Source organism: Bradyrhizobium sp., from assembly GCF_019242285.1.
GTDB lineage: Bacteria > Pseudomonadota > Alphaproteobacteria > Rhizobiales > Xanthobacteraceae > Bradyrhizobium.
Genome location: NZ_JAFAVV010000612.1, coordinates 1 through 7,716 on the forward strand (window position 1 = coordinate 1; position 7,716 = coordinate 7,716).

The window sequence follows — 7,716 nt, forward strand, 5'->3', positions numbered from 1 at the left end:
TCAACTGGTGCGTCAGGCCCTCGGCGACGCGCACGTCCAAATCACCAATCATTGAACTTTGGTCACGAGTGACGCAGGAAAAATCACAACAGACGTCGTATTCTGTGCAACCTTCGTCACCCGGCGTCATTCACTCACGATCCTCTATCTCAATCGCAAACGCCGAACGGACAACACGCAGGTCGGAGGCTTTCATGCGCATCCTCGCGGCAATCGGTGCATTGGCCATCGTGGTCGGTCTTGCGGCCGCAGTATTCTTCTTCGGCGGCTTCTACAGCGTTGCCGGGACCGCCGACGATCCGGCCATCGTCACCTGGGCACTCACCCAGGTGCGCACCGCCTCGATCGATCGCCGCGCCAACGATGCGCCGCCAGCCTCGTTTGACGACGCCGCCACCGCGCAGGCCGGGGCCAAGGCCTACGCGGCGCTCGGCTGCGCCAACTGCCATGGCGCACCGGGCGTCAAATGGCAGAAGTTTTCCGAGGGGCTGCATCCCGATCCGCCGGACCTGAAGGACGTCGCCGGCGAGCTCTCGCCCGCGCAACTGTTCTGGGTGATCAAGAACGGCATCAACATGACGGGCATGCCGAGCTTCGAGCAGGCCGGCGCCAACGACGAGCAGATCTGGTCGGTCGCCGCCTTCGTGAAGAAGCTGCCCAGCGTCTCCGAAGCCGACTACAAGGCCTGGACCGCCTCGTCCGGGCCGGGGAAGTAGCTGCGCGCTGGCCTGCCCGACGCCGCGACCACACTTGCGGCCATGGTGGCCAGCACGGCCCAATAGCCGTAGCGGAAGTCGGAGGCGACGCCGACGAACAGGAAGGTCAGCACATAGATCGCCGCGGAGCCGCACACCCCGAGCACGAAGGCTGCTTCGGCGCTGCCGCGTTGCCGCCAGCCGAGGCAAGACAGCATGATACAAGCCACGAGCCAGGTCCCCACGCGGAGCAAGGGCGTCGACTTCAGCGCGTCATGCGCCGCGACCAAGGTCGTGAACGCCTTGCGATCGGCGAACACCTGCCGATCGGGATGCTCGATGTCGGCGACCCACATGGTCAGGTTGTCGGCGGCGAGGAAATTCCACATGAAGGCCGAGCGGTGCCGCAGATAGGCCAGCGGATGCCGGGCGATGGCGAGGAGCCACGCCTTTGGAATGGCCGACGTGCCGAACAGGTGCAATTCGCGCTCGATCTTGTCCATCACGAATTCGCACGGCTCGAGCCGCCAATAAATGTCCCATTGCGTCGGCTGATAGCAGCCGTTCAACAGCAGCGCGCCTTGCTGGGTATTCCAGTCGACCGGGTACTGGTTCTCCTTGGCAAAGTGGCTGATGCCGCCGAGATCGAAGATCATGATGGTCTGCAACGGATGCTGCCGCACAGCACCCAGCGCGCCGTAATAGATGAGCTGCACGGCGATGTAGAAGCCGACCGCCAAGGGAACGAACAGGATCGCCGATCGCCGCAGCGAGAATTGTGCCGGCCAGGCCACATAGGCGGCGAGAATAGGCGCCGCGAGCAAGGCATTCGGCCGCAACAGCACGCCGAAGGTGACGAATGCGAGCGCGAGTCCTTGCGCGGGCCGCTCGATCGGCGCGGGGCGTTCGGCAACGACGAAGGCGATGCTCGCGGCCAGCAGCCAGGAGGCCGCAAACAACACGTCGCGCCAGATGATTCCCACAAAAGCCAAGGCCGGGGGCGCCAGCGCGAGGATCGGCAGCACCAGCGCGACGCGCCGGGCGCGCGCTGCAAGCGCCAAGGTCAACAGGGCAAAGCCCAGCCAGTAGGTCGTCGCCGTCAGCAGGAACATGCTGCCCGGACCGGGTGCGATCGGATCGATCAGCCCCCATAGCCAGGTCATGACCGGGGACTGCCAGTCGCCCAACGTGCCCTTGGCGATGTCCTCGTGCACGAACCGGGCGTCATACGTCATGACGCCGGGATAGAACATCCACAGCGTCAGGCTATAGCCGGCGGCGAGCAGCGCGGCGACGGAGCCTACGAGGAGAGACCGTCGCGGTCCCTCGCGGTCAGGCGATGCGGGCATAGATGTCCCCGGAATTGGCCGATTGTGGCAGCTCGACCAGCCAGCGGGCGATGGCCTCCGCGTTCATCCAGTCATCCGACAGAGCCTGGCTCTCGCCGAGCGCCGCGTTGAAGCCGGCATAGCCGAGCGCAGAGCAGCGCGCGATGCAGCCGAGCGCGACCTCGCGTTGAATGGTCGTGAACTCGAACGACAACACCGGCACCGCCTGCGACAGGCCGTGCAGCGCCTCGGCCTCGAAGCCCTCCACATCGAGCTTGATGAAGGCGGGACCGCCATGCCGTGCGATCAGCGCATCGAGCGTGGTGACCGTAACGTCGGCAGCGCGGGTCCAGCGCTGCGTCTCCCAGCCGGGCGCATCGCGCGCCGCGTCGATGAACGCGGCAGACACCGACGACACCGTCGGATTGTCGACATTGATCATCATGCGGGCCGCGCCCACCGCGCGCCCGACCGCCATCTGTTCGATCGCAACCGAACGATCGAGGCCATACAATATCCTCAGAACGCAAGCCATCGCGCGCTGCGGCTCAATCGCGACGACCCGCGCGCCGAGACGGCGAAACGAGGCAACGCGGTCGCCGACATGGGCGCCGACGTCGAACACGAGATCGCCGGGCGCAACGAAGCGGCGATGCAGCCGATCCATCGCGGTGGCGCGCGCCCTGTCTCCGTAGTAAATCCAAAGCGACCGGACGGCAGCACGCACGGTCCTGACGGCACCGAACACCGCTCACACCGAACCCGGCACGACCGGTCGAACCACGGACTGGATCGCGGGCAGCGACAACGACAACAGCGCCTTCGGGGTCGCCGTCTCCTCCGGAAGCCGCCCAATTCCGATCCGCATCGCGAGGCGGCCCAGCGAAGACCACGCCGTCATCATCGCAAACGGCACCGCCAGTGCCGGCCCGCCGGCCAGCACCGCGACATAGGGCAGCGCCGCGGGCTGCGTCGCGCCGACCAGGGCGAGTGCAGCGCATCCGATCAGCGTCTGCGGCCACAGGCTGGCGAGCGCCAATCCGAACGGCACCGCATGACCGTCGCGAACCTGTCCGATCCAGCCGATCTCGCGCCTGAACAGCAGCCCGACCAGGAAGATCGTATGGCTGATCCAGAGGACCGGGCACAGCAGGATCGAGTAGACGGTCTCGATCGCGAAGTTGACGATGAAACGCGCAGCACCGCCGAAGGCCCGGCGCAGATCCGGCCGCAGCAGGAGGTCGATGGCGCTCGCGATCTTCGGCGAGAACCACATGATGAGCACCCAGACCAACAGCGCGCTGCCGGCATCGGCGCGAATGAGGCTGGCGGGACTGTCGCAGGTCACGAGCGCAATCGTCGCCAGCACGAGCAGGCCGATCCACGCCGGCGAGCCGATGAACATCAGGATGGCCAGCACGAGCTGATAACGGCTGACAGGCGAGAGCCTCGGAAGAAAGAGGAACCGCCAGTACTGCATGTTACCCTGGCACCAGCGCAGGTCGCGGCGCATGAACTCGAGCAGCGTCGGCGGATTTTCCTCCCAGCCGAGATCCTCCTGCGGCACCACGCGCACATGGTAGCCGGCGGCGCGCATCAGCGCCGCCTCGATCTGGTCATGGCTCAGGATATGCCGCGTCCTTGCATCGGGTCCTGACAATACGGGAAGCTCGCAATGCGCGATGAACGGGGCGAGGCGCAGCACCGCGTTGTGCCCCCAATAGGGACCGCAATCGGCTTGCCACCAGGCGCTGCCGATTGTGTAGGAGCGCATCCCGAGCCGCATGCCGAACTGGAAGATGCGGGCGAACAGGCCCGTCGACGGGAGGCCAATGACGAGCCCCTGCAGGATGCCGAGCCTGGGATCGGCTTGCATGATGCGCACCAGGCGCAGGATGGCGTCCGCGGTCATGAAGCTGTCGGCGTCGAGCGTGACGGCGAGCTCGTGGCGGCCGCCCCACCGCTCGCAGAAGTCGCGGATGTTGCCGGCCTTGTAGCCGGTATTGACCGCACGGCGGCGGTACGTGATCGCGACGCGATCGCGCCAGCGCAGCTCCAATTCCGAGAAATGCGCTTCCTCGGCCGCCGCAACCTCCGTGTTGTCGGTGTCGCTCAGCACATAGAGGTGAAAACCTGGGGCATATCCGGACACATCGAGGCCCGCGAGCATCGGCTCCAGGTTCCGGATGATGCGCTTCGGCAGTTCGTTGCGAATGCACAGCAGGATTGCCGTCGACGCCGTCACCGGCTCGTCGCCGCGCACGCGTGCCGCCGCAGGGAACACCGCCGCCACGGGATCGGCGGCAGAACGCATGATGAGAAAGCCGATCACGGCATTCCAGAAGCCCGCGACCATCCAGGGCAAGGTCACCGCAAACAGGACGAGCACGGCAGAAGCGAGAATTCCGAATCCACCCGGCGCCAGCGCAAGCACCGCGAGCCATAGCGATGCCGCCATCGTGATCACGAACAACAGGGCAAACGTCGTCCGGCGAACGACGACGCTCTCATCGGCCTCGGAAGCTTGGATCAATTGGGGAGGGGTGTGCTCTAACACGAAAGGTCGCGGCTTCTCATTCGTCGGCAGGCAGGGTAACTAGCGCTTATAACACGTCAAGCTGCCCGCCATTCCAGTCCGGGATCGAAGAAATGCTTGTCAGCGAAAGCGCCGATATCGCCTCGGCTCTGTGGTATTGCGGACCGGGTCAGGTCGAGATCCGTCGCGAGACCATCGCGCCGCCCGCAGCGGGTGAAATACGCGTGAGGGCGCTGCATGGCGCAATCAGCCGCGGCACCGAGGCGCTCGTGCTCGGCGGGCGCGTGCCCGAAAGCGAGCATGAGCGGATGCGCGCACCGTTCATGGCGGGCCAGTTTCCGTTTCCGGTGAAATACGGTTATGCCACGGTCGGCCGGGTGGTGGGCGGCGCGGAAGCGCTGCGCGGCAAGACGGTCTTTGCGCTTTATCCGCATCAGAGCCTTTTCAACATCCCTGCCGGCGCAGCAGTCGAAGTGCCGGAGACTGTACCGCCGCAACGGGCCGTGCTCGCCGCCAACATGGAAACTGCCCTCAATGCCGTCTGGGACGCGCGCCCAGGTCCCTGCGACCGCATCGCGGTCGTGGGCGCGGGCGTGGTGGGATCGCTGATCGCCTATCTCTGTGGCCGGCTTCCCGGCGCCGAGGTGACGCTGGTCGACGTCAATCCGGGCCGGGCGGAATTAGCTGACGCCGTCGGGGTTGGTTTCGCGAGTCCTGCGGATGCCAAGGGCGACTGCGATCTCGTCGTTCACGCCAGCGGCGCGCCCGACGGTCTTGGCACCGCCATGGCGCTGGCCGGCGAAGAGGCGACTGTGCTCGAGGTGAGCTGGTATGGCAATAAGGCGGTAACCACCATGCTCGGGGGCCCCTTCCACAGCCGCAGGCTTCGGCTGGTCTCGAGCCAGGTCGGCAAGATCGCGCCGTCGCACCGGCCGCGCTGGACTCATCACCGCCGCCTCTCGGCAGCCATCGCGCTGCTCGGCGATCCGAGGCTCGACGCGCTGCTGGCGCCGGCCGTGCCGTTCGAGGATCTGCCGCGACGCCTGCCGGCCATCCTCGACCCGAGAAGCGGGATCCTCTGTCAACCCATCGCCTATGCCTGAAGGAGCCAACGTGTTCACCGTCGAAGTTCGCGACCACATCATGATCGCCCATTCCTTCCGTGGCGCCGTGTTCGGCCCCGCGCAGGCCCTGCATGGCGCGACCTTCGTCGTCGATGCGGCGTTCATTGCCGAATCCCTCGACGACAATGGCATCGTCATCGACATCGGCCGCGCCCACGAAGCGCTGAAGGCGGTGCTGTCTCCGCTGAATTATCGCAATCTCGACGAGTTGCCTGACTTCAAGGGCGTCAACACCACCACGGAGGTTCTCACCAAATACATCTTCGACGGCTTGGCCAAGCCGGCGCGAGCCGGCGAATTGGGCCGTGACGGCCGCCAGCTCAAGGCCATTCGTGTCACGATTTCCGAATCCCATGTCGCCCGCGCGCAATATGAGGCGCCCTTGTGGTGAAGCGTGCCGCCTTCGCGGTACCGGGCAGCCTGGAGACCCCGACCGGCGGTTACGGCTATGACCGCCGCATCATCGCCGAGCTCGAACGTCTGGGCTGGCCTATCGAGCTGGTCGACATCGGCGAAGGATTTCCGTGGCCGTCCGAGGCCACACGATCCGCCGCACGCGCGCGGCTCCTGCAAGTGCGGACCGGCTGGCCGATTGTCATCGACGGCCTGGCGCTGGGCGTCCTGCCGGACCTCGCAGCAGAGCTGGCGCCTCGCAATCCCCTGCTCGCTTTGGTGCATCATCCGCTCGCGCTGGAGTGGGGATTGTCCGCCGGCGAGGCCGAGCGTCTGCGCCACAGCGAACGGGCTGCGCTCGCCTCCGCACACGGCGTCGTCGTCACCAGCGCTGCCACCGCACGCCTCATCGTGGCAGACTATGACGTGCCGGCCGACCGGGTCAGCGTGGCGAGGCCCGGAACGGATCCGGCGCCGCGGGCGCGGGGAAGCGAGCACGGAATGCTTCACCTGTTGTCGGTCGGCGCGATCGTACCGCGCAAGGGATTCGACGTGCTGGTCGCGGCGCTCGCCACGCTCGCCGGCGTGCAATGGCGGCTTTCGATCGCCGGCGATCTCACCCGCGACGCCGCGGCGGCTGAGAAGCTTCGCTCGGAGATCGCGCGCCATGGGCTCACGAAGCGAATAGAGCTGCTCGGTGCCGTGCCGTCCGAGCGACTGGCCACGCTCTACGACACCGCCGACCTGTTCGTCCTCGCCTCGCACTTCGAAGGGTATGGAATGGCCTATGCCGAGGCGCTGGCGCATGGCCTGCCCGTGATCGGCACCACGGCGGGGGCCATACCGGAAACCGTGCCGCGCGAAGCCGGCCTGCTCGTTGCGCCGGGCGATACCGCCGCATTGGCCGACGCGCTGCACCGCGCCATTACCGACACCAGGCTGCGACGAGGCTTGGCCGAGGCCGCACTCGCTGCGGCGCGGCAACTGCCGACCTGGCCGCAATCCGGAGCGATCTTCGCGCGCGCGCTGGAGAAGCTGGCATGAGCGGCTTCACCGCTGAATGGCTCGCGTTGCGCGAACCCTATGATCTCGCCGCACGCAACCCGGCGGTTCGCGCCGCAGTGACGGCCTGGTGCAAATCGGCCGTTTCGGTTGATGTCGTCGATCTCGCCTGCGGTTCGGGCGCGACCGTTCGCACACTTTGTTCGCATTTGCCGGCGCGGCAACATTGGCACCTGGTCGACCACGACTCTGAGCTGTTGGGGCTTGCCTGCAAGAGCGCGCTCGCCAATGACGTCACGCTCGACGCCATGCGGCTCGATCTGAGCCGCGAGCTTGACGCGGCGCTCACGGGCCCGATCGATCTGATCACGACATCGGCGTTGCTCGACCTCGTCTCCGAAGGCTGGCTGTATGAGCTCCTGCATAAGGCTGCCGTCCGTGCGCTGCCGATTTATGCCGCGCTGACCTATGACGGCCGCATCCAGCTCTCCCCGGTCGATCCTCTTGATTCCCCCATCGTCGCAGCCGTGAACACACACCAGCGCACTGACAAGGGTTTTGGGCCGGCGCTCGGCCCGACGGCCGCGCCCGCGGCGATCGATCGCCTCGAGGCGCTCGGCTATTCGATCGCGCACGGT

8 protein-coding genes are annotated in these 7,716 nt (G+C 66.5%); 5 read left to right on the forward strand and 3 right to left on the reverse strand.

All coding sequences use genetic code 11. The annotated features are described in order from the left end of the window. The first annotated feature begins 194 nt into the window (after positions 1-194). Entirely contained in the window at positions 195-716 is a 522-nt protein-coding gene (locus tag JOY90_RS25045; RefSeq protein ID WP_291693794.1) for a cytochrome c, read from the forward strand. Here JOY90_RS25045 and JOY90_RS25050 read toward each other — a convergent pair. The 3 genes from JOY90_RS25050 to mdoH form a co-directional block, all read right to left on the reverse strand. After that, positions 677-2,044 (reverse strand): hypothetical protein, encoded by a 1,368-nt coding sequence (locus JOY90_RS25050; RefSeq protein ID WP_291693795.1) that lies wholly within the window; start codon positions 2,042-2,044, stop codon positions 677-679. The two genes, JOY90_RS25045 and JOY90_RS25050, sit on opposite strands and share 40 nt — an antisense overlap. Further along, entirely contained in the window at positions 2,028-2,690 is a 663-nt protein-coding gene (locus JOY90_RS25055) for an FkbM family methyltransferase (RefSeq protein WP_291693796.1), read from the reverse strand. Before JOY90_RS25055 ends, JOY90_RS25050 begins: the two co-directional genes overlap by 17 nt. A gap of 84 nt (positions 2,691-2,774) precedes the next feature. Beyond that, on the reverse strand, positions 2,775-4,556 hold the full coding sequence (gene mdoH, locus JOY90_RS25060; RefSeq protein WP_291693797.1) for a glucans biosynthesis glucosyltransferase MdoH: 1,782 nt from the start codon (positions 4,554-4,556) through the stop codon (positions 2,775-2,777). Between the two features lie 116 nt (positions 4,557-4,672). Between mdoH and JOY90_RS25065 the strand changes: the two genes are divergently transcribed. The 4 genes from JOY90_RS25065 to JOY90_RS25080 all read left to right on the forward strand — a co-directional run. Then, the gene (locus JOY90_RS25065) at positions 4,673-5,662 is read left to right on the forward strand and encodes a zinc-binding alcohol dehydrogenase (protein WP_291693798.1); all 990 of its coding nucleotides are present in this window, start codon (positions 4,673-4,675) and stop codon (positions 5,660-5,662) included. Between the two features lie 10 nt (positions 5,663-5,672). Continuing rightward, entirely contained in the window at positions 5,673-6,074 is a 402-nt protein-coding gene (locus tag JOY90_RS25070) for a 6-carboxytetrahydropterin synthase (protein WP_291693799.1), read from the forward strand. Continuing rightward, complete coding sequence (locus JOY90_RS25075; protein WP_291693800.1) at positions 6,071-7,120, forward strand: glycosyltransferase family 4 protein; 1,050 nt, start codon at positions 6,071-6,073, stop codon at positions 7,118-7,120. Before JOY90_RS25070 ends, JOY90_RS25075 begins: the two co-directional genes overlap by 4 nt. Beyond that, positions 7,117-7,716: class I SAM-dependent methyltransferase (locus JOY90_RS25080; RefSeq protein WP_291693801.1), on the forward strand; the 600-nt coding region annotated here is incomplete at its 3' end. The genes JOY90_RS25075 and JOY90_RS25080, both read left to right, overlap by 4 nt.

Excerpts from the sequence above, each read along its gene's own strand:
- JOY90_RS25045 (WP_291693794.1), top strand. The coding sequence starts at position 195 with ATGCGCATCCTCGCGGCAATCGGTGCATTGGCCATCGTGGTCGGTCTT.
- JOY90_RS25050 (WP_291693795.1), bottom strand. The coding sequence starts at position 2,044 with ATGCCCGCATCGCCTGACCGCGAGGGACCGCGACGGTCTCTCCTCGTA.
- JOY90_RS25055 (WP_291693796.1), bottom strand. The coding sequence starts at position 2,690 with ATGGATCGGCTGCATCGCCGCTTCGTTGCGCCCGGCGATCTCGTGTTC.
- JOY90_RS25065 (WP_291693798.1), top strand. The coding sequence starts at position 4,673 with ATGCTTGTCAGCGAAAGCGCCGATATCGCCTCGGCTCTGTGGTATTGC.